General features: G+C 69.8%; 25 protein-coding genes and 1 tRNA gene. 17 read left to right on the top strand and 9 right to left on the bottom strand.

Annotated features, from left to right (window positions below):
* Positions 1–54: 54 nt before the first annotated feature.
* Positions 55–570, top strand: coding sequence for a 3D domain-containing protein (locus AC1RN0_RS04500; RefSeq protein WP_492786230.1), 516 nt, complete (start codon positions 55–57; stop codon positions 568–570).
* 1 nt (position 571) lies between these two features.
* Positions 572–862: a putative quinol monooxygenase gene (locus AC1RN0_RS04495; RefSeq protein ID WP_492786229.1), complete on the top strand. Its 291-nt coding sequence runs from the start codon at positions 572–574 to the stop codon at positions 860–862.
* Positions 863–963: 101 nt separating this feature from the next.
* On the opposite strand, the gene AC1RN0_RS04490 is transcribed toward AC1RN0_RS04495, so the two are convergent.
* The 5 genes from AC1RN0_RS04490 to cobA are packed head-to-tail and all read right to left on the bottom strand — an operon-like array spanning position 964 to position 5,126.
* The gene (locus AC1RN0_RS04490) at positions 964–1,701 is read right to left on the bottom strand and encodes a phosphoadenylyl-sulfate reductase (RefSeq protein WP_492786228.1); all 738 of its coding nucleotides are present in this window, start codon (positions 1,699–1,701) and stop codon (positions 964–966) included.
* On the bottom strand, positions 1,701–2,198 hold the full coding sequence (locus AC1RN0_RS04485; protein ID WP_492786227.1) for a DUF934 domain-containing protein: 498 nt from the start codon (positions 2,196–2,198) through the stop codon (positions 1,701–1,703). Before AC1RN0_RS04485 ends, AC1RN0_RS04490 begins: the two co-directional genes overlap by 1 nt.
* Positions 2,182–3,840 carry a nitrite/sulfite reductase gene (locus tag AC1RN0_RS04480; protein WP_492786226.1) on the bottom strand — a complete coding sequence of 553 codons (1,659 nt, stop codon included), beginning with the start codon at positions 3,838–3,840 and terminating at the stop codon, positions 2,182–2,184. Before AC1RN0_RS04480 ends, AC1RN0_RS04485 begins: the two co-directional genes overlap by 17 nt.
* A 6-nt stretch (positions 3,841–3,846) precedes the next feature.
* Entirely contained in the window at positions 3,847–4,209 is a 363-nt protein-coding gene (locus tag AC1RN0_RS04475) for a DUF2849 domain-containing protein (protein WP_492786225.1), read from the bottom strand.
* Entirely contained in the window at positions 4,206–5,126 is a 921-nt protein-coding gene (gene cobA, locus AC1RN0_RS04470) for a uroporphyrinogen-III C-methyltransferase (protein ID WP_492786224.1), read from the bottom strand. The genes AC1RN0_RS04475 and cobA overlap by 4 nt, the downstream gene beginning before the upstream one ends.
* A gap of 173 nt (positions 5,127–5,299) precedes the next feature.
* Between cobA and gcvA the strand changes: the two genes are divergently transcribed.
* The 5 genes from gcvA (at position 5,300) to AC1RN0_RS04445 (ending at position 10,531) form a co-directional block, all read left to right on the top strand.
* Positions 5,300–6,256: a transcriptional regulator GcvA gene (gcvA, locus tag AC1RN0_RS04465; protein ID WP_492786223.1), complete on the top strand. Its 957-nt coding sequence runs from the start codon at positions 5,300–5,302 to the stop codon at positions 6,254–6,256.
* A 76-nt stretch (positions 6,257–6,332) separates the two neighbouring features.
* Entirely contained in the window at positions 6,333–6,605 is a 273-nt protein-coding gene (locus AC1RN0_RS04460) for a chorismate mutase (RefSeq protein ID WP_492786418.1), read from the top strand.
* Positions 6,606–6,665: 60 nt separating this feature from the next.
* Positions 6,666–8,687, top strand: a complete 2,022-nt coding sequence (locus tag AC1RN0_RS04455) for a S9 family peptidase (RefSeq protein WP_492786222.1) — start codon at positions 6,666–6,668, stop codon at positions 8,685–8,687.
* 97 nt (positions 8,688–8,784) lie between these two features.
* Positions 8,785–9,564, top strand: a complete 780-nt coding sequence (locus AC1RN0_RS04450; RefSeq protein WP_492786221.1) for an SDR family NAD(P)-dependent oxidoreductase — start codon at positions 8,785–8,787, stop codon at positions 9,562–9,564.
* A 4-nt stretch (positions 9,565–9,568) separates the two neighbouring features.
* Positions 9,569–10,531: a glycoside hydrolase family protein gene (locus AC1RN0_RS04445; RefSeq protein WP_492786220.1), complete on the top strand. Its 963-nt coding sequence runs from the start codon at positions 9,569–9,571 to the stop codon at positions 10,529–10,531.
* On the opposite strand, the gene AC1RN0_RS04440 is transcribed toward AC1RN0_RS04445, so the two are convergent.
* Positions 10,532–10,873, bottom strand: coding sequence for an Hpt domain-containing protein (locus AC1RN0_RS04440; RefSeq protein ID WP_492786219.1), 342 nt, complete (start codon positions 10,871–10,873; stop codon positions 10,532–10,534).
* A gap of 85 nt (positions 10,874–10,958) precedes the next feature.
* On the opposite strand from AC1RN0_RS04440, the gene AC1RN0_RS04435 reads away from it, so the two are divergent.
* A tRNA-Lys gene (locus AC1RN0_RS04435) sits at positions 10,959–11,034 on the top strand.
* Between the two features lie 150 nt (positions 11,035–11,184).
* Complete coding sequence (locus tag AC1RN0_RS04430; protein ID WP_492786218.1) at positions 11,185–11,559, top strand: VOC family protein; 375 nt, start codon at positions 11,185–11,187, stop codon at positions 11,557–11,559.
* Between the two features lie 22 nt (positions 11,560–11,581).
* Here AC1RN0_RS04430 and AC1RN0_RS04425 read toward each other — a convergent pair whose 3' ends face one another.
* Positions 11,582–12,475 carry a LysR family transcriptional regulator gene (locus tag AC1RN0_RS04425; protein ID WP_492786217.1) on the bottom strand — a complete coding sequence of 298 codons (894 nt, stop codon included), beginning with the start codon at positions 12,473–12,475 and terminating at the stop codon, positions 11,582–11,584.
* Positions 12,476–12,593: 118 nt separating this feature from the next.
* On the opposite strand from AC1RN0_RS04425, the gene AC1RN0_RS04420 reads away from it, so the two are divergent.
* The 5 genes from AC1RN0_RS04420 to AC1RN0_RS04400 all read left to right on the top strand — a co-directional run bounded on the left by AC1RN0_RS04420 (position 12,594) and on the right by AC1RN0_RS04400 (position 17,300).
* Positions 12,594–13,139, top strand: coding sequence for a carboxymuconolactone decarboxylase family protein (locus tag AC1RN0_RS04420; RefSeq protein WP_492786216.1), 546 nt, complete (start codon positions 12,594–12,596; stop codon positions 13,137–13,139).
* A gap of 56 nt (positions 13,140–13,195) precedes the next feature.
* Positions 13,196–13,828, top strand: a complete 633-nt coding sequence (locus AC1RN0_RS04415; RefSeq protein WP_492786215.1) for a pyridoxamine 5'-phosphate oxidase family protein — start codon at positions 13,196–13,198, stop codon at positions 13,826–13,828.
* Positions 13,829–13,830: 2 nt separating this feature from the next.
* The gene (locus AC1RN0_RS04410; RefSeq protein WP_492786214.1) at positions 13,831–14,310 is read left to right on the top strand and encodes a nuclear transport factor 2 family protein; all 480 of its coding nucleotides are present in this window, start codon (positions 13,831–13,833) and stop codon (positions 14,308–14,310) included.
* A gap of 144 nt (positions 14,311–14,454) precedes the next feature.
* The gene (locus AC1RN0_RS04405) at positions 14,455–14,817 is read left to right on the top strand and encodes a response regulator (RefSeq protein ID WP_492786417.1); all 363 of its coding nucleotides are present in this window, start codon (positions 14,455–14,457) and stop codon (positions 14,815–14,817) included.
* Between the two features lie 65 nt (positions 14,818–14,882).
* The gene (locus AC1RN0_RS04400; protein ID WP_492786213.1) at positions 14,883–17,300 is read left to right on the top strand and encodes a PAS domain-containing hybrid sensor histidine kinase/response regulator; all 2,418 of its coding nucleotides are present in this window, start codon (positions 14,883–14,885) and stop codon (positions 17,298–17,300) included.
* Positions 17,301–17,310: 10 nt separating this feature from the next.
* Here the strand turns inward: AC1RN0_RS04400 and AC1RN0_RS04395 are convergent, their stop codons facing one another.
* Positions 17,311–18,813, bottom strand: a complete 1,503-nt coding sequence (locus AC1RN0_RS04395) for a flavin-containing monooxygenase (RefSeq protein ID WP_492786212.1) — start codon at positions 18,811–18,813, stop codon at positions 17,311–17,313.
* A gap of 132 nt (positions 18,814–18,945) precedes the next feature.
* Entirely contained in the window at positions 18,946–19,731 is a 786-nt protein-coding gene (locus AC1RN0_RS04390; protein WP_492786211.1) for a glutathione S-transferase family protein, read from the bottom strand.
* A 365-nt stretch (positions 19,732–20,096) separates the two neighbouring features.
* Between AC1RN0_RS04390 and AC1RN0_RS04385 the strand changes: the two genes are divergently transcribed.
* The 3 genes from AC1RN0_RS04385 to mdoH all read left to right on the top strand — a co-directional run bounded on the left by AC1RN0_RS04385 (position 20,097) and on the right by mdoH (position 24,120).
* Positions 20,097–21,299: an acyltransferase family protein gene (locus AC1RN0_RS04385; RefSeq protein WP_492786210.1), complete on the top strand. Its 1,203-nt coding sequence runs from the start codon at positions 20,097–20,099 to the stop codon at positions 21,297–21,299.
* Positions 21,296–22,003: a DUF998 domain-containing protein gene (locus AC1RN0_RS04380; RefSeq protein WP_492786209.1), complete on the top strand. Its 708-nt coding sequence runs from the start codon at positions 21,296–21,298 to the stop codon at positions 22,001–22,003. The genes AC1RN0_RS04385 and AC1RN0_RS04380 overlap by 4 nt, the downstream gene beginning before the upstream one ends.
* A gap of 176 nt (positions 22,004–22,179) precedes the next feature.
* Positions 22,180–24,120: a glucans biosynthesis glucosyltransferase MdoH gene (mdoH, locus tag AC1RN0_RS04375; protein WP_492786208.1), complete on the top strand. Its 1,941-nt coding sequence runs from the start codon at positions 22,180–22,182 to the stop codon at positions 24,118–24,120.
* The last annotated feature ends 71 nt before the right edge of the window (positions 24,121–24,191 follow it).

The following is a 24,191-nucleotide window of genomic DNA, read 5'->3' as shown; positions in this document are numbered from 1 at the left end:
CGCGCGCCGATGGCGGATAGACAGCCCCTCCGAGAAACAAACAGGGGGGCGCGTTTGAAACGCATCCTGCCATGCCTCGCCGCGCTGTTCGTGGGTATGTTCACCCCGCCGGCGTTTGCGCAGTCCGCGGTCGATCCGATCGCAGACCTGATCCAGACCGCACTCCAGGACTCCGCCCCGGCCATGCCGGTCCAGGCCCCGGACTGGGTGCTCAAGGCCAGTCTCTACCATGGCGGCGCGCCGGGCGTGGGCGGCCGCGACTCGCTGGGCTGCCCGACGGTGGCCATGCGCACGGCGGCCGTCGACCGCGCGATGATCCCCCGCCGCACCATCCTGTTCATCAAGGAAACGGTCGGCATGCCGATGCCGGACGGCTCGATCCACGACGGCTACTGGTACGCTTCCGACATCGGCGGCTCGATCAAGGGCAATCGCATCGACCTGTTCACCGGATCCGGCAAGGGCTCGATGGGGCCGCTGATGAAGCTGAACATGCGTACGGTCACGGTAACCCGGGTCGGCACCTTCGAGGGCTGCCCGCGCACCGAACGCCGCGTCGCCTCGCGCTGACATGATCGTCGTCACGGGCTGGATCCTCGCCAGGCCCGAGACCCTTTCCGACCTCATCGCCCTCGGCCAGGACCACAGCCGGCGTTCGCGCGCCGAGCCGGGCTGCCTCAGCCATGACCTGTACATCGACAGCGAGAACGGCCTGAAGCTGTTCTTCTTCGAGCGCTGGGCCGACCGCGCGGCGCTGGAGGCGCACTTCGCCGTGCCGGAGTCGAACGAATTCATGCGCAAGGTTCGAAGCCTTTCCGCGGGCGGCTCCCGCGGGCCGGAAATTTTCGACTTGGGCAGCTAATCAGGGGACAGCGTACCTATTTCACGCCCTGCGCGCCGGGCCACGCCGGGGGGGGGAGAAATAGGTAAGCTGTCCCCTGATTAGCCTCTGGCTCGCCTGCGCTAGATATCCCCGCCGACGTTCGGCGGTGACGGGGCGCGGGCGACGTGGATGCCGCACTCGGTCTTGTCCTGGCCCGCCCAGCGACCGGCGCGCACGTCCTGGCCCTCCTCGACGGGCTTGGTGCAGGGCCAGCAGCCGATCGACGGGAAGCCCTGGGCGACCAGCGGATGGGCCGGCAGGTCATACTCGGCGACATAGGCGTCGAGGTCTTCCTTGCCCCAGTTGGCCAGGGGGTTGAACTTGATCTGGCGGTCGGTCTCCTCGACCACCGACAGCCGCAGACGGTCGCCGCCATGGAAGCGCTTGCGGCCCGTGATCCAGGCGTCGAAGCCCTCCAGCGCCTTGTCGAGCGGGATCACCTTGCGGATCTCGCAGCAGGCGTCCGTGTCGGTCTTCCACAGGTCGGCCTTGGGGTCGTGCACGGCGATGTCGGCGAAGCGCGGACGCAGGTCGCGCACGTCGGTCAGGCCCAGCCGGGCGGCCAGCTGCTTGCGGTAGTCGAGCGTCTGGCCGAACAGCATGCCGGTGTCGAGGAACAGCACCGGGATGTCCTTGCTGACCTGGCTGGCGAGATGCAGCAGGACGGCCGACTCCGCGCCGAAGGACGAGACCAGGGCCAGCTTCGGCCCGAACGTCTCCAAGGCCGACTCGATGACGGTGCGCGGGTGGGCCGCGCGCAACTCGGCGTCCAGCCGGGCGGCCAGGGTCGGTGACCGCTCGAGTTGATCGAAGGGCATCAGCCACGCTCCTCGAAGACCGGCGGGCGGCTGTCGACCGCGCGCTGGTAGACATGACGGTAGCGGCCGGCTGCGGCGGCCCAGTCGTCGGCCGTCGCGCCGTCGGCCGGGACGAAGGCGTCAAAGCCGCAGCGGACCATGTTGAAGGCCTGCTCGCGCAGGACATCGCCCACGGCCCTCACCTCCCCCGCGTAGCCGAAGCGCTGGCGCAGCAGGGCGGCGGAGCTGTAGGCCCGGCCGTCGGCGTATTTCGGGAAGGCCAGCGCGACCACGGCGAGCCGCGGCAGGTCATAGGCTAGGTCCTCGACCGCCTCGTCGGGCAGGACGCGCACGCCCACCGGCCGGCCGGCCGACAGCAGCGCGTCGCCCTCGGCCTGGAAGCGGGTCAGGGACAGGATCACCGGCCCCTCGGGGATCGCGTCCTCGTCGGCCACGGTGGTGAAGCTGTCCTCGGCGGCGGCGTAGCGGCCGTCGGAGAGCTTAATGAGCGTCGGCATAGACGGCCTCCTTGAACGGGGCCATGCCCACGCGACGCACGGTGTCGAGGAACCGCTCCTCGCCCTGACGGACGGACAGATAGGTGTCGACGAGGGTCTCGATGGCGTCCGGCACGCGCTCGGCCGACATGCCGGGGCCGAGGATCTGGGCCAGCGAGGCGTCTTCCTGGCCCGAGCCGCCGAGGCTGAGCTGGTAGAATTCCTCGCCCTTCTTGTCGACGCCGAGGATGCCGATGTTGCCGACATGATGGTGGCCGCAGGCGTTGATGCAGCCGCTGATCTTGATCTTCAGCTCGCCGATCAGCTCGGCCCGGTCGGCGTCCTCGAACCGCTGGGCGATGGCCTGGGCGATCGGGATGGCCCGGGCGTTGGCCAGGGCGCAGTAGTCGAGGCCCGGGCAGGCGATGATGTCGCTGATCAGGCCGATGTTCGGCGTGGCCAGACCGGCCGCGGCCAGGGCCGCGTGCACCGCCGGCAGGTCGTCCAGCTTGACGTGCGGCAGGACCAGGTTCTGCTCGTGCGTCACGCGGATGTCGTCGAGGCTGTAGCGCTCGGCCAGGTCGGCCACGAGGTCCATCTGGTCGGCCGAGGCGTCGCCCGGCGTCGCCCCGTGGGCTTTCAGCGAGATCTCGACGATGCCGTAGCCGGGCTTCTTGTGCGGCTTGACGTTGTTGCGGGCGAACCGCGCCAGCGCCGGGCTGGCGGCCCTGGCCGCCTCGAAGGCGTCCGACCGCGCCGGCAGGGCCTCGAAGGCCAGCGGCGTGAAGGCGCCGCGGATGCGGGCCAGCTCGGTGTCGGGCAGGTCGGCCCGGGGCGAGTCGATCTTGCCCCACTCCTCCTCGACCTGGCGGGCGAACTCCTCCGCGCCCAGCGAGGCGACGAGGATCTTGATCCGCGCCTTGTACTTGTTGTCCCGCCGGCCGTGGCGGTTGTAGACGCGCAGGATGGCCTGCAGGTAGCTCAGCAGGCTGTCGACCGGCAGGTGCTCGCGGATGGTCGGGCCTACGTAGGGGGTGCGCCCCTGCCCGCCGCCGACGATCACCTCGAAGCCCAGCGATCCGTCGCGCGCCCGGCGCAGCACCAGGCCGATGTCGTGCACCCGCGCCGCGGTCCGGTCCTTGGCCGCCGCCGTGACCGCGAACTTGAACTTGCGCGGCAGGTAGCTGAACTCGGGATGCAGCGTCGACCACTGGCGGATGACCTCCGACCAGACGCGCGGGTCGTCGATCTCCTCGGCCGTGGCCCCGGCGTAGGGGTCGGCCGTGACGTTGCGGATGCAGTTGCCGCTGGTCTGGATGGCGTGCAGGTCGACCTCGGCCAGCAGGTCGAGGATGTCCGGCACCTGGCCGAGCTTGATCCAGTGCAGCTGCAGGTTCTGGCGCGTGGTGAAGTGGCCGTAGCCCTTGTCGTAGACGCGGGCGATGTGGGCCATCCGGCGCATCTGCCGGCTGTCGAGCGAGCCGTAAGGAATGGCGATCCGCAGCATGTAGGCGTGCAGCTGCAGGTACAGGCCGTTCATCAGCCGCAGCGGCTTGAACTGGTCCTCGGTGATCTCGCCGGAAAGCCGGCGCGCGACCTGGCCGCGGAACTCGGCGGCCCGGTCGGCGAGGAATTCCTTGTCGATGGCGTCGTAGCGATACATGCGGGACTACTTCCTGCGGATCAGGTCGACACGGCCGGTCGAGCGGGCCGCGCCCGTGGCCGCGAGGATCGCCTCGATGCCGGCGCCGCCCTCGGCCTGCTTGCCGTGCGTGGGTTCATTGGTGGGGCCGAGCGCGCGCAGGCGCTCGCGATAGCTGACGGGGGCCCAACCGCCCGGCGCCTCGACGACGTCGATCAGATAGGGTTCGACCACGACCGTGGACTGGGCGAGCGCGGCGTCAACCGCGGCCGGGCCGGCGGCGTCGTCATCGGCGAACCGCTGCGCGTCGGCGAACCGCTCGACCCACTGGCCGTCCAGCCAGAACACGACCTCGCCATCGATCAGGCGGTTTGCGGTGAGAGCTTTCATTGGACGCCTTGCGTGGTTCGAGACGCTCGCCTGAGGGCTCGCTCCTCACCATGACGAACAGTGTGCAGCCCCCCCTGCGCGTCATCCTGAGGAGCTGACGAAGTCAGCGTCTCGAAGGACGCAGGGAGGCCTTGCGAAACAGCCAGCGCCATCGCCTCGCCGACAATCAGCAGCGCAGGCCCGGAAAGCCCTTCCGCCGCGCCGGCGAGCGCGCCGAGCGTCGTCGGATAGCGGGCCTCGTCGGCGCGGCTGGCGTTGACGACGATCAGGGCCGGCGTCGCGGCGTCGCGGCCGGCGGCCATCAGGCGCCCGGCGATCAGGCCGGCGGTCGAGAGGCCCATGTAGATGACCACGGTCTGGTTGGCCCGGGCCAGATGATCCCAGTCGAGGTCCGGCTCGCCGTGTGCGGCATGGCCGGTGACGAAGGTCACGGCCTGGGCCAGGCCCCGGTGGGTCAGCGGCGCGCCGGCGCTCGCCGAGGCGGCCAGGGCGGCGGTCACGCCGGGCACGACCTCGCAGGCGACGCCCGCCGCGCGGCACTCTTCGAGTTCCTCGCCGCCGCGGCCGAAGATGAACGGGTCGCCGCCCTTCAGCCGGACGACATCGAGTCCCTGAAGCGCGAACGCCACGAGCAGGCGGTTGATGTCGTCCTGCGGCAGGGTGTGGCGGCTCTTGCGCTTGGCCACGTCGATCAGGCGGGCGCCCGGCGAGGCCATGGCGAGGATGTCGGCGGAGACCAGGCCGTCATGGACGATGACCCCGGCCGCCGCGATCAACCGCGCGGCCTTGAGCGTCAGCAGCTCGGGATCGCCGGGACCGGCGCCGACCAGCCAGACCTTGCCGGGCGTGGCGTGCGTCGTCGCGCCGTCGAGGGCGACCAGTCCATGCGGTCGGGATGTGCGGGAGGCCCGGGACATTTCGCGATAGTTTCTCTATAAGCCTGACAAATCGGAGCGGGGCGGACCGTGAAGGCCCGCCCCGCCACTTGTCCGGCGGCGAAAAGGGCCGATGCACCGCCGGACAGTTGCAAACTGGGAGCGAGGCGCCCACTTCGCAAACCAAGAGTTCTGCCGGGGGCTTCAGGATTTCTATGGAACGATCGAACGAGCGCCGACGGCTGCCGCCGCTGAACGCCCTGAGGGCTTTCGAGGCCGCCGCGCGCCACCTCAATTTCAGCCGCGCCGCCGACGAACTGTCGGTGACGCCGGGCGCCGTCAGCCAGCAGATCCAGAACCTCGAGGACTATGTCGGGGCGGCCCTGTTCAAGCGCACGCCCAAGGGTCTGTTGCTGACCGACGCGGCCCAGACCGCCCTGCCCGCCCTGCGCGAAGCCTTCGACCGGCTGGCCGAGGCCGCCGGCCTGCTGACCGCCGCCGTCGACGGTCGCCGCCTGACCCTGACCGCCGCCCCCTCCTTCGCCGCCAAGTGGCTCGTGCCCCGGCTCGGCAAGTTCGAGGAGGCCCAGCCGCAGGTCGACGTCTGGCTCAGCGCCGGCATGGAGGTGGTCGACTTCGCCAGCGGCGAGGTGGACCTGGCCATCCGTTACGGCGGCGGCCGCTATCCGGGCCTGGAAGTCACCCGCCTGCTCAGCGAAACTGTGATTCCGGTGATCAGCCCGGCCCTGCTGGCGACCAATCCGCTCAACGATCCGTCCGAGCTGACCGGCCATATCCTGCTGCACGACGGCTCGCCCGACGCCGACGATTCCTGTCCCGACTGGGCCATGTGGCTGGCCGCCCGCGGCGTGAAGACGGTCGACGGCACGCGCGGTCCGCGCTTCAACCAGTCGAGCCTGGTCATCGAGGCGGCGGTCAACGGCCGGGGCGTCGCCCTGGCCAAGCGCACCCTGGCCCAGGCCGACCTCGACGCAGGACGCCTGGTCACGCCGTTTCCCATCGCCACCGCCGTGGACTTCGCCTATTACGTCGTCCATCCCAAGACCAAGGGACGGCTGCCGCAGGTCAAGGCGTTCGTCTCCTGGCTCTCCCAGGAGGCCGCCGCCCATGAGGCGGCGCTCCAGACCATGGACAACGGCGCCGGTATCTGACGTGGCCAAAGATGTATTGAACGCGACCGACATCCTCGCCGAGGGTGGGCGGATCGCGCCGCTTGATTGCACCACCATGATCGAGGTCCGGCAGGGCGTCGACGCCCTCGACCGGGCGCTGGTCGCCCTGCTCGCCGAGCGGCAGGGCTACATGGACGCCGCCGCCCGCATCAAGCCGGACCGCAGCGTCGTGCGCGACGTGGCGCGCATCGAGGACGTGGTCAGCAAGGTCAAGGCCGCCGCCCGCGAGGCCGGCCTGTCGGAGGCCATCGCCGAGCCTGTCTGGCGCACGCTGGTCGACCGCTGCATCGCCTATGAATTCAGCGTCTGGGACCGCACCCGGACCTGATCGCCCCCTAGCCTGACCACCCGGAATGGGACACCCTGCCGGCTCGCGGGGGGATTTCGCATGCGGCGCTGGACGATGGGTCTCATCGGACTGATCGGGGTGGCCCTGATCGTCTGGGGCGTCACGCAGAACTCCACGCCCACGAAGGCGCCTGTAGCCACGACCGGCGGCCCGTTCGCCCTCGCCGATCTGCATCGCCTGGCCGACGTGGCCGAGCCGGTGTTCACGCCCGACGGCGCGGCCCTCGTCTACAGCGTCACCACCGACAATCTCGAGGCCGACCGCCAGGTCAGCGACCTCTGGCGCGTCGACTGGACCACCGGCCGCGCAAGGCAACTGACCCGCACCGCCAGGGCCAGCGAATGGGCCCCGTCGTTCAGCGCCGACGGTCGCTGGCTGGCCTTCCTGTCGGACGGCGACGGCGACAGCGACGTCCAGCTCTGGCGCATGGCCGGCAAGGGCGGCCATCCCCGACAGGCCAGCAAGGTTCCCGGCGGGATCAGCGACTACGCCCTGTCGCCGGACGGACGGAAGGCCGTGGTGGTGGCCGAGACGGGCGGCCCAGCCGCCAACGCCGCCGGCACGACCCCGCCGGTGGTCATCGACCGCTTCCAGTTCAAGGAAGACGGCCGCGGCTATCTCGACGCCCGTCGCCAGCAGCTGCTGATCGTCGACCTGAAGACCGGCAAGGCGACGCCGCTGACCCAAGGCGACTACGATCACTGGCTGCCCAGCTGGTCGCCGGACGGCCGCAGCATCGCCTTCGTCTCCAAGCGCCGCGGCCCCGATCCCGACCGCAATCTCGACTTCGACGTGTTCGTGGTTCCGGCGACCGGCGGCGCGCCGCGCCGGATGGGCGACTTCGCCGGCTCGGACATGGACCCGACCTGGGAGTCGCGGCCCGACTGGTCGCCGGATTCGAAACGGCTGGTCTGGCTGAGGTCGGCCGAGGACCGGTGGATCTACTACGCCCCGCAGCAGATGGTCGTCGGCGACGTCGCCACCGGCCAGGCCCGGCCCGTCGCCTGGATCGACCGCTCGGTTTACCAGCCGCGCTGGTCGGCGGACGGCCGGTCGCTGCTGGCGTTGATCGAACAGGACCGGGACACCTGGCTGGCGCGCATCGACCCGGCGAGCGGCAGGGTCCGCTACCTGACCGGCGGCGCGCGGTTCGCGACCGACTTCGCCATCGGGCCCGGCGGGCGGCTCGCCGTGCTGGACGGCGACAGCGGCCATCCGCCGGCCCTGCGGACGGTCGAGGCGCGCGCCCGCGCCCTGACCCGCGCCAACGCCTGGCTGGCCGACCGCAAGCTGGCCACGACCCGCGACGTGAGCTTCACCAGCGACGGCGTCGAGATCCACGGCCTGCTGACCCTGCCGCCGCGCTATGACCCCGCGAAGCGCTACCCGGTCATCGTCCGGCTCCACGGCGGGCCGGTCTATCAGTTCAGCCACGAGTTCATGGCCGACTGGCAGCTCTACGCCGCCCGCGGCTACGTCGTGCTGGGGATCAACCCGCGCGGCTCATCGGGGCGCGGGTTCGACTTCGCCCGGGCCATCTACGCCGACTGGGGCAATGTCGACGTGCGTGACGTGAAGGCGGGGGTCGACTGGCTGATCGGCGCGGGCATCGCCGATCCGGACCGTCTGGGCGTCGGCGGCTGGAGCTACGGCGGCATCCTGACCAACTACGTCGTCGCCAGCGACCCGCGGTTCAAGGCGGGGATCAGCGGCGCGGGCATGAGCAACTTCCTCGGCGGCTACGGCGCCGACATGTACGCGCGCGAATACGAGCTGGAACTGGGCCTGCCCTGGCAGACCCCCGAGACCTGGACCAGGCTCAGCTATCCGTTCCTGCACGCCGACCGGATCACCGCGGCGGTGATGTTCCAGTGCGCCGGCGCGGACACCAACGTCCCCTGCATCGGCGCCGAGCAGATGTACCAGGCGTTGAAGTCGCAGGGCCGCCAGACCCGGCTGGTCGTCTACCCCGGTGAAAACCACGGCCTGTCCGTGCCCAGCTACCGCGAGGACCGGCTGGCGCGGAACCTCGCATGGTATGACCGCTACCTGAAGCGGTGAGCAGGCTCCCGCTGCGTTTTTCGGCGCCCAGGGATACCATCGCCCGCTGACGCGCTTAGGAGGCGGGCCGGACGTCGCCGGCCCGCTGGACCGTGTCATGAGCCAGACCCTGTTCGAAGACCGCGTGGCGGTCGTCACCGGCGGCGAGTCGGGCATCGGCGCCGCCTGCGCCCTGGCCCTCGGTCAGGCCGGCGCCCGGGTGGCGATCACCTGGTTCCAGGACCAGGCCGCGGCCGACCGGATCTGCGCCGCCATCGGCGGACCCGACCGGGCGCTGGCCGTCCAGGTCGATGTCACGGACGAGGCCGCCGTCGAGCGGTTGTTCGTCGCGGCCGAAGCCGCCTTCGGCCCGGCGTCCCTGCTGGTCAATTCCGCCGGCCTGAACATGAGCGGGGCAAACGTGGTCGACATGTCCCTGGCCCAGTTCGACCGCGTGGTGCGCACCGATCTCTACGGCCCGTTCCTGACCTGCCGCCGGTTCGCCCGCGCCCTGGAGACGGCCGGCCGCGGCGGCCGGATCGTCAATATCTCGTCGATCCACGAGCGGGCCCCGCGCGCGGGCGGCGCGGACTATGACGCGGCCAAGGGCGGCCTGTCGCAACTCACGGCGACGCTGGCCCTCGAACTCGCTCCACGCGGCATCGCCGTGAACGGGGTCGCCCCGGGCATGATCCTCAGCCCGATGAACGCCCGCGCGGTGGCCGACGCCGATTATCGCGCGTCGCTGGAGGACCACATCCCGTGGGGCCGCGCGGGCCGGGCCGACGAGGTCGCCCGCCTGGTGCTGTTCCTGCTGTCGCCGGACGCCGACTACATCACCGGCGCGACCGTGGTGATCGACGGCGCCCTGTCCCTGACGGTCGCCCAGGGAGCCTGACGCCATGACGACCTACAGCATCGAGACGATCGAGGAGGTGACCCTGGCGGAAGGGTCGTCACTCGAGGGCATGGACCTGATGAGCCCCTTTGTCTGGCGGGAGGGCGAGCGCTATCGCATGCTGGTGCGCCGCGTGCCCCGCCCGCTTCGCGATACGGACCCCACCGGGATCATCTGCGGCGGGGAAAGCGCCGACGGCCTGCTGTTCAACATGGATCTGAAGCCGGCCATCCTGCCCGGCCCCGAAGCGTTCGACGCCGGCGGTTGCGAGGATCCGACCGTGCTGGTGCTCGACGACGGCGGCTACCGGGTATTCTACACGGGCGTCGACGCCGGGCGGCGGCAGGGATCGCTCCTCGTGGCGGAGGGGCCCGATCTGATCCACCTCGTCAAGCGGCGGGTGATGCTCAAGGCGCCGCCCGGGGAAGGCAATATCAAGGAGGCGACCCTGGCCCGCGCCGCGTCCGGGGACTGGCGTCTGTTCTACGAATACGCCGCCCATGACGCCTCGCGCATCGGAATGGCCAGCGGGCCCACGCCGCAGGGGCCCTGGACTCTGCTGCCCAACCCGTTTGGCGTTCGCGAGGACAGCTGGGACAACTGGCACCTGTCGACCGGGCCGATCGCCATGGTGGAGGGCGAAGATCCGGTGATGTTCTACAACGGCGCGACGGTGGATGCGCGCTGGCGGATCGGCTGGATCACCTTCGATCCGGACTTCACCCGCGTGACCGGCCGGGGGCTGGAGCCGCTGCTGCTGCCGCCCCCCGCGAAGGACCGGGCCGCCACCGACATCGCCTTCGCCGCCTCGGCCGTCGTCGAGGACGGCCTGATCACCCTCTACTATTCGCTCGAGGACGCCGTCCTGCGCCGGGCCAGGGTCGGCCGCTTCGCGGCCATCGAACCGGCGCGGACGCTCTCGCCGAGCAATTCGGCTGCGCCGGACTCCGGCGTCCCGGTCGACTGATCAGCCCTTCAGCGAGCGCAGCGCCTTCTCGTGGCGGTAGGCGGCGATGTCGAACAGCGCCGCGTCGAGCGCCGCGTGCACGTCGGGCAGCGCGTGCACGCCCTGGATCTCGGCCCGCTCGCAGGCGTCGCCCAGCGCATGGGCCCCGACGCCGCGCGCCGCGCCCTTGACCGTATGCAGCGCGTCACGCCAGCCGTCGGAGGCGGCGTTGATCAGCGGCGACCACATCTGGGCCTGCTCCTGGAACAGTTCCAGCACCTCGTCGACGACCGCGGAATCCCCGGCCGCGAACTGCTCCAGATAGGGAAAATCGACCGCGCCGGTAATGTCTCGTCTGGCCATCAGTATCGCCCTTGCGTCCCCGGTCTTTTCGGCTATGTTCCGCGCCCTCGCCGCCGGGTCCCGCAGGGCTCCCGACCGTCGATACGGGTGCATAGCTCAGTTGGTAGAGCAGCTGACTCTTAATCAGCGGGTCGTAGGTTCGAATCCTACTGCACCCACCATTCCCCTGGTGGATTTCCCTCATTTTCTCTCGAAAGCCGTGTTCCGGGCGCGTGTTGCCGCTTGCGCGGGCAGGACCGACGAGGCGACATCGCGCCCGACGACGCGCGCCGAATCAACCGGGCGCCGCGCGTGAGGGGAAGGAAACCACCATGTTCTCGCACATCATGATCGGCACCAACGATCTGGACCGCGCCAAGAGCTTCTACGACACCGTGCTCGGCACGCTGGGCGTGCCGCCGGCGCACGTCGACGGCCACCGCATCTTCTACATGACGCCGACCGGCGTCTTCTCGGTGTCGAAGCCGATCAACGGCGAGCCGGCCACGGCCCCGAACGGCGGCACCATCGGCTTCGCCTGCGCCTCGCCCGAACAGGCCGACGCCTGGCATGCGGCGGGCCTGGCGGCGGGCGGCACGACCTGCGAAGACCCGCCCGGCGTGCGCGAAGGCGCCACTGGCAAGATGTATCTCGCCTACCTGCGCGACCCGGACGGCAACAAGCTGTGCGGCCTGCACCGGATGTAGGACGGCCTTCGCCGACAGTCCGCTAGGCGCCTCGCGCCGGCGGACTGTCGCGCAACCGATCGCGGGCGGCTTTCACGAAGGCCGCCACGTTCGGAGACGCCGCGCGCCGCGCGGGATAGAGCGCCTGGACCGGCAACCGCGCGGCGCTGAAGGCCCCGAGCAGGGGGACCAGCCGGCCGGCCCCGATGGCCTCCTCGACCTGATAGGACAGCGCCCGGGTGACGCCCGCGCCCTGCTCGGCGGCGGCGATGGCCGCATCGGCGCTGTTGACGACCAGCCGCGGCTCCAGCCGCACGGCGGCGGCGTCGAACCGCCAGTCATTGGTCGTATCGATGGCCTCGAAGGCGACGATGTCGTGGGTCGCAAGATCGGCCGGCGTCTCCGGCGCCCCCCGTCTCCGCAGGTAGTCCGGGCTGGCGACGATGACCCGGCTGACCTCGCCCAGCCTGGCGGCGATCAGGCTGCTGTCCGTCAGGGCTCCGATGCGCACGGCCACGTCGATGCCGTCCTCGACCAGGCGGGTGTTCCGGTCCGACAGGACGAGCCGGACGTTCAGGTCGGGATAGGCCGCGAGCAGCCCGGTCACGACCGGCAACACATGCAGTCGCCCGAACACGACCGGCGCGGCGATGGTCAGATCGCCCCGCGGCGCGGCGTCCTCGCCCCGGACCTGACGCTCGGCCAGATCGAGGTCCTCCAGAATGCGGCAGCAGCTGTCGAGGTAGATCCGGCCCCGGTCCGTCAGCTTCACCGACCGCGTCGTGCGGTTCAGCAGGGTCAGGCCCAGGCGTTCCTCGAGATCGGCGACCGATCGCGTGACGGCGGACGGCGACAGGCGCAGGCGACGCGACGCCTCCGCGAAACTGCCGAGCGTCGCGACGGCGACAAAGGTCCGCATGGCCTGGAGGTGATCCATGCATAATTTCATCACGCGCAATAATGACTTGTCAAATTGCTCAATTATCACGGCAATGGCGAGGCCGTAGGTATCCGGAACCGCCGGCCGAGCCGGCTCATCACTCCGGAGCCTCCCCATGTCCCGCATCGCCATTCCCGCCCGTGCAAGCGCCCTCGACGCCACCCGCCCCCTGCTCGACGCCGTCGAGAAGCAGCTGGGCGTCGTGCCGAACCTGTTCCGCCTCGTCGGCCTCAGCCCGGCCGCCCTGCAGGGCATGCTCGGCCTGAGCGGCGCGCTGTCGAAGACCCTCGACGTCAAGACGCGCGAGCGGATCGCCCTCGCCGTCGCCCAGGTCAACGGCTGCGACTACTGCCTGTCGGCCCACACCTACCTGGGCCTGAACCTGGCGAAACTCGACGCCGCCGAGATCGCCCTGAACCGTCGCGGCGCCTCGTCTGATCCGAAGGCCCACGCGGCCGTGCGCTTCGCCGCCACCGTCGCCGAGACCCGCGGCAAGGTCAGCGACGTCGACCTCCAGGCCGTGCGGGTGGCCGGCGTCAGCGACGCCCAGATCATCGAGATCGTGGCGCTGGTGGCCGAGAACGTCCTGACCAACTTCATCAACAACGTCGCCCGGACGGACATCGACTTTCCGGTCGTCCTCGCCGCCGAGGCGGCCTGATCCCTCCGGCGCCGGCGGTCAGCACCGTCGGCGCCGGCCATCCCCGGGGAGCCACCATGACACGCCGATTTCTCGACATCACCGCGACGCCGGCCGTGATCGACGCGCGAAAGGCCCTCGGCAGCTTCGCGGCCTACGACGGCCCGCCGGCCGGCGACGCCCTGGATCTGCTGACCGACGACGAGGCCGACTTCATCGCCGCGCGGGACAGCTTCTACCTGGCGTCCCGATCGGAGAGCGGCTGGCCCTACGTGCAGCATCGCGGGGGGCCGCCGGGCTTCCTGAAGGTGATCGACGCCACGACGCTGGCCTTCGCCGATTTCCGGGGCAACCGGCAGTACCTCAGCCTCGGCAACGTGACGGCCGACGAGCGGGTCGCCCTGATCCTGATGGACTACCCCAACCGCCGCCGGCTCAAGGTGCTCGGGCGCATGACCGCCAGGAATCTGTCGGACGACGCCGGCCTTGCGGCGCGGCTGGCCCTCCCAGACTACCGGGCCCGGGCCGAACGGGCCTTCGTGATCCAGGTCGAGGCCTTCGACTGGAACTGTCCGCAACACATCACCCCGCGGTTCACGGTCGCCGAGATCGAGGCCGCCACCGCGCCGCTTCGCCAGCGCCTCTCGGCGCTCGAGGCCGAAAACCTGACCCTGCGCGACCGGCTCGCCGGCGCCGCCCCGGAGTCCTGACCATGACCGAACCGACCCTTCGCCCACCCCTTCCGCCGTTCACCCGCGAGACCGCGATCGAGAAAATCCGCAAGGCGGAAGACGCCTGGAACTCGCGCGACCCGGAACGCGTCGCCCTCGCCTATTCGCCCGACAGCCGCTGGCGCAACCGCGACGTCTTCCTGCGCGGACGCGCCGCCATCGTCGCCTTTCTCACGGACAAGTGGGCGCGGGAGCGGGAGTATCGCCTGATCAAGGAGCTGTGGGCGTTCACCGACTCCCGTATCGCCGTCCGCTTCGTCTATGAATGGCGGGACGCGGAAGGCCGGTGGTTTCGCGCCCATGGCAACGAGAACTGGCTGTTCGACGCCGCCGGCCTGATGACCGAACGGCACGCCAGCATCAACGACAGGCCGATCGCCGCCGCGGATCGCCTGTTCTTCTGGGACAGGTCCGCCCCCCGCCCGGATGACCACCCCGGATTGACCGAACTGGGCCTATAGTGGGCTCGCAAAAAACTTTCGTCAGCCAGGGAACCATGGTCCGCGAGCCGCGTTACGGGCGCAGTATTTCCTGCGGTGAGGTGACACCCGCGTGAGACTCGCGCGCCGGCCGCAAAGCCGGCACCCGCCGCGGAAGGTGTCGCCATCGCCACGATCCTCATTCTTGAAGACGACGTCTTCATTCTGCAGCTGGCGGAAATCCTCATCGGCGACCAGGGCCACGTGACCCTGTCCGCCAGAGACGTCGGGGAGGCGCTGGCCCATCTGGCGGCCCCTGGCGTCATCGACATGCTGGTCACCGACATCCGGCTCGAAACCTCGGTGCTGGCGGGGTTCGACGTCGCCCGCCAGGGTGTCGCGCTGCGGCCCGACATGCGCGTGCTCTATGTCAGCGGGTCGGAAATGACCAACGAGACCAATGCCCTGTTCGTCCAGGGCGCGACGTTCCTGCGCAAACCCTACGGCGAGGCCGAGCTGAAGACCTCGATCGACGCCGCCCTGCACTAGCCGGCCCCGTCCGGCCGCCTGGCCGGCGCGATCAGGACCCGTTCCAGGGTCCATAAGGACACGGCGTGAACACCATTTTCGACGACGGCGCGACGTCGCCCGACCGGCCGGGCGCGACCGACAGCCTCTCGCTGCGGCTCGCCGAGGAGAGTCTGCTCAAGGCCGGCGCCCTGCAGAGCGCCATCTTCAACAGCGCCAACTTCTCCTGCATCGCCACCGACGCCCGGGGCGTCATCCAGATCTTCAACGTCGGCGCCGAACGCATGCTCGGCTACGCCGCCGCCGACGTGGTCAACAGCATCACCCCGGCCGACATCTCCGACCCCGCCGAGCTGATCGCCCGCGCCAAGGCGCTCAGCGTCGAGCTGGGCGCCGCCATCACGCCGGGCTTCGAGGCGCTGGTGTTCAAGGCCTCGCGCGGCATCGAGGACATCTACGAGCTGACCTACATCCGCAAGGACGGAACCCGGTTCCCGGCCGTGGTGTCGGTCACGGCCCTGCGCGACGCGGATGAGGCGATCATCGGCTACCTGCTGATCGGCACCGACAACACCGCCCGCAAGCTGGTCGAGGAAGAGCAGCAGCGGTCCGACCAGCGGCTGCGGGACCAGCAGTTCTACACCCGCTCGCTGATCGAATCGAACGTCGACGCCCTGATGACGACCGACCCGCACGGCATCATCACCGACGTGAACAAGCAGATGGAGGCGTTGACCGGCTGCACGCGCGACGAGCTGATCGGCGCGCCGTTCAAGGACTATTTCACCGATCCCGAGCGGGCCGAGGCCGGCATCCGGCGGGTGCTCAGCGAGCGCAAGGTCACCGACTACGAACTGACCGCCCGGGCGCGGGATGGCCAGCAGACCGTGGTCTCCTACAACGCCACCACCTTCTACGACCGCGGCCGCACGCTGCAGGGCGTGTTCGCCGCCGCGCGCGACGTCACCGAGCGCAAGCGGGTCGAAGCGGAGCTGCAGCAGGCCAAGGCGGCGGCCGAGAGCGCCAGCCGCTCGAAGTCCGACTTCCTGGCCAGCATGAGCCACGAGATCCGCACGCCGATGAACGCCATCATGGGCATCGCCGACCTGCTGGCGCAGACGGACCTGACCGACGAGCAGGACAAGTACGTCCAGATCTTCCGCCGCGCCGGCGACAATCTGCTCAACCTGATCAACGACATCCTCGACCTGTCGAAGGTCGAGGCCTCGCAGCTGGAGCTGGAGCAGACCGGCTTCGTGCTGGCCGACCTGCTGGACAAGGCCGTCGAGATGGTCGCGCCCCGCGCGCGGGAGAAAGGTCTGGCCCTGAGCTGCGAGATCGCGCCGGGGACGCCGGCGGACCTGCTGGGCGACCCCACCCGGCTCAGCCAGGTGCTGCTGAACCTGCTCGGTAACGCGGTGAAGTTCACCGAGGCCGGCCGGGTCAGCCTGCGCGTTGAGCCTGACGGCGATCCGTCCACGCCGACCGGTCTGCGTTTCACCGTCTCGGACACCGGCATCGGCATCGAGGAGGACAAGCTGGGCCGCGTCTTCGAGCGGTTCACCCAGGCGGATTCCTCGACCACCCGCCGGTTCGGCGGGTCGGGCCTGGGGCTGACGATTTCGCGCCGCCTCGTCGAGCTGATGGGCGGCCGCATCTGGGTCGAGAGCGAACCCGGCGAAGGCAGCGTGTTCGCCTTCGCCGCGCCGTTCGAGGTCTGGGCCTCGCAGAACCGGCCGGAAGTCCTGGCGGTCGGGGCGGAAGCCGCCGCGCCGCTCGACGCGCTGCATATCCTGCTGGTCGAGGACTCGCCGGACAACTGCACGATCATCACGGCCTATCTGGCCGACACGCCCTATCGCGTTTCCATGGCCCCCACCGGGGCTATCGCCTGCGACATGTTCCTTCTCGGCGACTACGACCTGGTGCTGATGGACCGCCAGATGCCGGTGATGGACGGCCTGACGGCGACGCGGAAGATCCGCGCCTGGGAAAAGGAGTCGGGGACCGGCTCCGTGCCCATCATCGCCCTGACCGCCTCGGCGCTGAAGGGCGACCGAGAAACCTGCCTCGCGGCCGGCTGCACCGCGTTCCTGACCAAGCCGATCAAGCAGGACGTCCTGCTGCGGGCGATCCGCGATGTCATGACCTCGTCCCGCCGCGCCGCGTCGAGCCGCCATCGCGGGTCGGCGAAGGCCCCGCCCCTCAATGCGCGCATCGCCGAGCGCGTGCCGGCCTATCTGGAAAACTGTCGCGAGAACGCCCTGGCGATCCACGCGGCGCTCGGGCGCGACGACCTCGCCCGCGTCGTCCATCTGGCCCACAACCTGCGCGGCTCGGGCGGCGCCTTCGGCTTCCCGGGCATCACCGAAATCGCCGGGGCGCTCGAGGCGGCGGCCGGTCAGGCCGACAGAATGGCCGCCGGTGTGTCGGCGACGGCCCTGTCGGCCTGCCTCGACCAGATCAGCGCCGACCGCAAGCGATCAGCCCTGGCCCCGGCCTGACGTCCGCCGTCTACCTGTAGGTGAAGGCGGCGTCGTCGAGGTCGATCTTCGGCAGTTCGTCCTTCTCGACCCAGTAGTCCTGGGTGTGCTGCCACTCGGGCTTGTCGCCCTTCTTCGGCAGCAGGTGCATGCCGCGCATCAGGTAGCCGGGGTTGAAGTTCTCCGGATCCATCCAGTCGCTCAGCGGCATGTCCTTGTCTTCCGGCCGCAGCTTCACCTCCACGACCGAGACGCCCTTCTTCTGCATGTGGTTCAGCAGGCGGCAGACGAAGTCGCCGATCAGGTCGGCCCGCAGGGTCCAGCTGGCGCGGAAGTAGCCGAACACCCAGACCATGTTGGGCACGCCGGTGAACATCATGCCGCGGTAGGTGACCGTGTCGTGGAAGTTCAGCGGCTTGCCGTCGATGACGAACTTGATGTCGCCCAGGACGCTCAGGTTGAAGCCGGTGGCGGTGATGATGATGTCGGCTTCCAGCTCCTGGCCGGACTTCAGCAGGATGCCCTTCTCGGTGAAGCGCTCGATCTCGTCGGTGACAACCGAGGCCTTGCCCGCGACCACGCCCTGGAACAGGTCGCCGTCCGGCACGAAGGCGATCCGCTGGCGCCACGGGCGATACTTCGGCGTGAAGTGCTTCTCGATGTCGAAGTCGGGCCCGACGAAGGCGCGAACGCCTTCCAGCAGCTCGTTCTTGACCGCCTCGGATTCCTCGACGGCGCGCTTGGTGAAGGCGGCCTGGTCGAACAGCACCTTGCGGCGGACGATGTCGTGCACGAGCATCGGGTCGAGATCCAGCTCACGCAGGACGTTGGCCAGCTCGTTCTCGTTGCGGCCCGGAATGAAATAGGTCGGCGAGCGCTGCAGCAGCGTGGTGTGGGCGGTGTCGCCGGCGATGGCCGGCACCAGCGTCGCGGCGGTCGCGCCCGAGCCGATGACGATGACCTTCTTGCCCTTGTAGTCGAGGTCTTCCGGCCAGGTCTGCGGATGGACGATCTTGCCCTTGAAGGTCGACATGCCTTCCCACTCGGGCGTGTAGCCCTCGGAGTGGCGGTAGTAGCCCTGGCACATCCAGAGGAAGTTGCAGGTGAAGCGCACCGCCGCGCCGGTGTCCTTGCGGACGCCCTCGATGGTCCATTGCTTGTCCGCGCTGGACCAGGTGGCCGAGGTGATCTGGTGGCCGTAGCGAATGTGCCTGTTGAGATCGTTCTCCTCGACGACCTCGCCCATGTACTTGAGAATTTCCTCGGCGCTGGCGATCGGCGCGCCGACCCAGGGCTTGAAGCGGTAGCCGAAGGTGTAGAGGTCGCTGTCCGACCGGATCCCGGGATAGCGGTGCATCCACCAGGTGCCGCCGAAGTTCTCCAGCCCCTCGAGCACGACGAAGCTCTTGTCCGGGCACTGGGTCTTCAGGTGATAGGCGCCGCCCACCCCGGAAATGCCCGCCCCGACGATCAGGACGTCGAAGTGTTCGGTGGTCGTGGCGGCAGGCCGCGCGAGCGTGGCGGTATCGGTCATGAGCTGTTTCCTCTGCCGGCTTGTGCCGGACGATCTGTTCGGCGCCAGAGTTCGGCGCCGCTGATAGGTTATCGTTGATCAGGATCAAACGGGACGCAATCCCGGCCGGGCATTTTCGTGGTCTCGCCGGGCTCAGACCGGCTCGTCGTTGAACCGGATATTGCCGCGCTCGAGCCCTTTCAGCACGACATCGATGCCGCCCGATCGGATCATCCACTCCAGCCGGTGGTCGCGGTACTGGCGCTTGAACAGGCCGGCGTCGACGATCCCGGCAACGGCGGTCATCGCCTTGACCGCGTCGCGGGCGGCCTCGAACGCCGCGGCGACCGATGGCCGGGCCCGGGCCCGCTGCAGCCAGCCGTCCAGCGGCGATCCGGCGGCGGGCGCAAAGCCGAACCCCGCCGCGCCCTGGACAAACGGCGCGGCGCTGAGGTCGGCCCAGCCGAACGTCTCCCCGCCGAACCAGTCGGCCTCGCCCAGCTGCTTTTCGAGCCAGGCGTTCAGCCGGCCGATCTGCTCGCCGGCCGTGGCCAGCATCGCCTCAGCCAGCGCCCCGTCCGCGCGGCGGAAATAGGTGATCTCCGACAGGCCCCAGTTGATCGCCTCGTAGTGGGTGTCGCAGACCTCCTCGAGCATCCGCGCCCTGGCCCGCGCCAGCGGGTCGGCCGGCAGAAGCGCCGGCGTGGGGAAGCGGTCCTCGATGAACTCCAGGATCACCGTCGAGTCGAAGATGGCGCCGCCGTCGGCGAACAGCACCGGCACCTCGCCGCGCGGGCTGGCGGCGCGGAAGTCGCCGGGGGTCGCCCCCGATCCGATCGCGTCAGGCGTGCGGACGGTGAACGGAACGCCCTTCTCGGCCAGGGCGATCTTGACCTTCTGGGCGTAGGGCGACAGCGGGTGTTCGAGGAGCTCTATCATCCCGGCAGTGGGCGGGATCGCGCGCGGCCCGTCAACAACGACGCTGGGGAAGCCGGAGAAGATAGCCCCGGCCCGACGCGCTCGAACCGGGGCCTTCTCACGGCGGGTCGCCCGGACAAGACGACCCGCAAGGACCCGGACCCCCTCCGACAGGAAACCAGGCCCCTTCAGTGAAGACCGGGAATCGCCGGCCGTCAGCCGCGCCGGACCCGACCGGCGGCGTCGCGGGCGAAAAGGCCCCCGACTGCACAATATGGGGGCGTCCCGAGGCCCCTCTGCGCAGGGGACGATCAGAAATCCGAGCAGGACCGGCCCGGCCGCGCCGGTTGCGTCGTCCCGCCTATTTTGCGATGCAGCGTCCCCACATGACCCAGCCCGCCCCCTCACAGCGACGCGCTGACCTAGACTGGATCCGCGTGGCGGCGTTCGGGCTGCTGATCCTGTTCCACGTCAGCCTGGTCTACGCGCCGTGGGACTGGCACGTGCACAGCAAGCACACCTTCGGCTGGCTGGAGGAAGCCACGGCCGCCACCGGCCCCTGGCGGCTGACCCTGCTGTTCCTGGTGTCCGGCGCGGCGCTGCGGTTCATGAGCCGCCGCTATTCCCCGGGCGAGGTGCTGCGCGCGCGCATGGCGCGGCTGGTGCCGCCGCTGCTGTTCGGCGTGCTGGTGCTGGTGCCGCCGCAGTCGTGGCTCGAGGCGGTCGACAAGGGCAGCTGGACGGCCGGTCTCATCCCCTGGTGGCTCAGCGAGTTCAGCCCGCGCGGCCTGGCCGACGGCGTGCCGCTCAATCACCTGTGGTTCGTTGAATACATCGCCGTCTACAGCCTGTTCGCCGTGGCGCTGATGACCCGGCCCGACTGGCTGGCGAAGCTGGAGGCCGCGGTCGAGTGGCTGTTCGGCGGCTGGCGGCTGCTGGTGCTGCCGCTGGTGTTCTTCGCCCTCGCCCGCCAGCTCGCCTATCCGCACTTCGGCCAGACCAACCAGCTGCTGAACGACTGGTACAACCACCTGACCTCGCTCAGCGCCTTCCTGTTCGGCTTCGCCGTAGCCGGCCGCGAGCCGGTGTGGAAGACCTTCGAGGCCAACCGCCGCGCGGCCCTGGCCACCTTCCTCGTCTCCACGCCGCTGCTGATGGCCGTCACCGCCCATCCCGGCGGGATGGCCTTCCATGGCTGGGTCAAGCACGCCCTGTATGGCGTCGAACAGTGGTCGGCGATCGCCGCGGCCCTCGGCTTCGGCAGCCGCTACCTGCGCAACACCGACGGCCCGGCGCTGCGCTACCTGACCGACGCGGTGTTCCCCTGCTACCTGGCGCACCAGACCCTGCTGGTCATCGCCGTCTGCCTCGCCAAGCCGCTGAACCTGCCGGCCCCCGTCGAGGCGTTTGTGCTGCTCACCGCCACCCTGGGCGGCAGCCTGCTGGTCTATGAGCTGGCGCGCCGCAGCGGCCCGCTGCGCCCGCTATGGGGTCTCAAGCGCCATCCGGTCGTCCGGACCGCCGCCGCGCCGCCGGCCGCCGGGACGACGGTCTCCCAGCCGGGCGAACGGCCCGCCGGGGCAGCGTGACCCCCTTCCGGCGCCGACGGATCCTGCTGCGGATCGGCATGGCCGCGCCGGTGCTGGCGCTCGTCACCACCCTGATCGCCGTCGCCCTGTTCCCCGGCTTCGACCACGCCACCCAGTTTCTCAGCGAACTCGGCGCGGGCGGGGCCAGGCATCCGCAGGTGTTCAACGCCGGCGTCGCCTTCTCGGGGATAGGCGCCGGCATCGCCGGCGTCGGCTTCAGTCTGGCTGTCCTGGCTCTCGGCGGGCCGCGCGTCCCGGCGGCGATGACGGCCCTGGCCTTCGTGCTGGCGGCGATCGGCCTGGTGGTCTCGAGCCTCTATCACTGGCCCGACCCGCGCCATCTGGCGATCAACCTGGGCCTCGGCATCCAGCTGGCGCCGCTGTTCCTGCTGTGGGGGCTCGCCCGGGCCAGCGGCGTGGACCGGCTGCGCTGGTTCCTCGTCGCCGTGTTCGTGCTGATGGCCGTGCTGACGGTGATCACCAAGCACCTGGTGTTCAAGGGCACGGTGAACCCGCAGAACGTCGGCTGGTGGGAGCGCGCCTTCGCCATCGTGCTGGTCGGCTGGGTCGGCGTGGCCGCCTTCCTGCTCGAAAAGCGACTCATCCTGCTGGCGAGGGAGACCGCGGAGGCTGACGCCTCGCAGGCGAATCGTCTACCGAACGAGGCGACCGTGATCACGGCGACCTCTCAATTGCGTGACTGACGTTCGATCACGAACTGATCACGACCGAATTTGCGGCATCATCGCAAAAAAGCGCTCGTTTTGCACAGGTTTTGGACAAAACCGCTTGCGCCATCGCACCGCAACATAACATAAGCGTGATCACATTTCGGGTCTGCTTCAGTCCCCGAATTCCCTCTTCGATCACGGCGGTCTTCATGGACGGCACGAGCAACCTGGCGATCCAGTACGACGTTCCGGCCTACTCGCCGTCGTACGCCTCCGCGCCCGAACGCGAGCACCTGCCGGCGGCGGCTCCGCTGTCCATGCCGCGCCAGCCGCTGATCGACGGCGGCGTGATCGCCGACCGTACGCCGGGCACCTCGCCCGCCGACATCAAGCGCCGCCGCACCATCCTGTTCACCGCCACCCTGCTGCTGACCTGCGTCGCGGCGTGGGAGCCGGTTCGGCTGTACGCCAAGGACGGCTTCATGCCGTTCGAGGTGCTGGGCCTGTCGCTGTTCCTCGTCCTGATCACGGCCATCTCCTGCTGGTTCTGCAGCGCCGTCATCGGCCTGACCCTGCTGCTGACCCGCGGCGACAAGGACGAACTCGGCTTCGGCGCGGTCGCGCCGCGCCCGTCGGTCCGCACCGCCCTGCTGATGCCGCTGTACAACGAGGACGCCAAGGCCTCGTTCGGACGCCTGGCGCAGATCGAGCGCTCGCTGGCCCAGCTCAACGTCACCCAGGCGTTCGACATCTTCGTGCTCAGCGACAGCACCGACGACCGCGTCGCCGCCAGCGAGTGGGCCTTCTTCCAGACCTTCCGCCTGCAGTCCAACTGCCGCGTCTACTACCGCCGTCGCCGCGAGAACACCGAGCGCAAGGTCGGCAACCTGTCGGAATGGGTCCGCCGCTTCGGCGGGGCCTACAGCCACATGATCGTGCTCGACGCCGACAGCACCATGACCGGCGAGACCATTCTGCATCTGGTCGACGGCATGGAGCGTCATCCGGACATCGGCCTGATCCAGACCACCCCGGCGATCGTCGAGGGCAAGACCCTGTTCGCCCGCGCCTCGCAGTTCGGCGTGCGCCTGTACGGCCGCGTCGCCTCCGCGGGCCTCGCCTGGTGGTCGGGATCGGAAGCCAGCTACTGGGGTCACAACGCCATCGTCCGCGTCCGCGCCTTCGCCGACTGCTGCGGCCTGCCGAGCCTGCCGGGCCGCAAGCCCTTCGGCGGTCACATCATGAGCCACGACGTCGTCGAGGCCGGCCTGCTCCGCCGCGGCGGCTGGGGCGTGCACGTGACCCCGACCCTGACGGGCAGCTACGAAGAGACCCCGCCCAGCATCCTCGAATTCATGAAGCGCGAGCGCCGCTGGTGCCAGGGCAACCTGCAGCATATCGCCCTGCTTCGCGCGCCGGGCCTGCACTGGATGAGCCGCTTCCAGCTGGTCGTCGGCCTGCTGGCCTACCTGGCCTCGCCGATCTGGCTGATGTCGCTGGTCGCCGGCCTGTACATCCAGATCCACAACAAGCCCGACTGGGGCTCGTGGTGGTACTTCCTGCATCCGCAGCTGAACCCGATGCTGTGGGCCTCGCTGATCACCACCGGCATGCTGCTGGGCCCCAAGCTGATGGGCGTGGCCCTGGTGCTGAGCCGCCCGCACGAGCGCCGCGCGTTCGGCGGGACCAAGGTCCTGATCAAGAGCGTGGCGGCCGAGATGATCCTCTCGGCCCTGACCGCCCCGATCTACATGATCGGCAACACCCGCGCGGTGTTCGAGATCCTCATGGGCAAGGACGCCGGCTGGGTCAGCCAGAACCGCGACGCCGACGGCCTCGACATCGCCGACGCGAAGGTCGCCTTCCGCAACGAGTTCTTCGCCGGGATGTTCTTCCTGGTGCCGTTGCTGATGCGCCCGGACCTCCTGATGTGGATCTGGCCAATCTTCGTGCCGATGCTGTTCGCCCCGCGCATCGCCGCCTGGACCTCCAGCCGCGCCGCCGGCCTGAAGGCCTTCAACGCCGGCCTGCTGATCACCCCGGAAGAACGCGCCGCCCTGGCCGTTGAAGCCGCCGAGCCGCACCACGGCGGCGAGGTGGTCCCCATGCCCGTCCGCGCCGCCAACCCGGCGCTGATGGCGGCGGAATAGACCAGTCACCGCCCGGCCCACGGCCGCCGGCGTTTCGCGATAAAAAAAGCGCCCCGGTCCATGGCCGGGGC

Source organism: Caulobacter sp. GW821-FHT12F03 (genome assembly GCF_058806855.1).
Note: the sequence above shows the minus strand (reverse complement) of the source record. Positions and strands in the feature narration are given on the sequence as shown.